Here is a 441-nt window from a genome sequence, read left to right on the forward strand (position 1 = left end):
AGGCCGCGCCCGCCGGCACGCCGGTACCGGTCACGGACGTCGTCGCGGCACCGGAGGCGGACCCGCGCGGCAGCGCGCTCGGCGCCGCCGTCCTGCCACTGGCCCTGGCGGGCGTGGCCTCGGGGGCGGTCGTCACGCTCTTCGGCCTGCGCGGCGCCCGCGCGGCGCTGACGCTGGCCGGCGCCTCGGTGCTGGTCGGGGCCGTCGCCACGGCGATCGCCCACAGCTGGCTGGGCGTCCTCGCGGGCGACTGGTGGACCGAGGCGGGTGCCGTCTGCCTCACGGTCCTGGCGATCGGGGCGGCCGTGGCCGGACTCGCCGCCCTGCTGGGCACGCGCGGCATCGGGCTGGGGGCCGTGCTGGTCGTGCTCCTGGGCAATTCGTTCTCCGGGGTCACCAGCGCCCCCGAGCTGCTGCCGGAACCGGCAGGCATGATCGGCC

The 441-nt window shown here is 78.7% G+C and carries 1 pseudogene; it reads left to right on the forward strand.

Features of this window, described 5'->3' with window-relative positions:
- Positions 1-441, forward strand: a pseudogene (locus tag IH13_RS40165) (ABC transporter permease); the annotation flags it as partial.

Source organism: Streptomyces sp. NRRL WC-3549 (assembly GCF_000721935.1).
Lineage (GTDB): Bacteria > Actinomycetota > Actinomycetes > Streptomycetales > Streptomycetaceae > Streptomyces.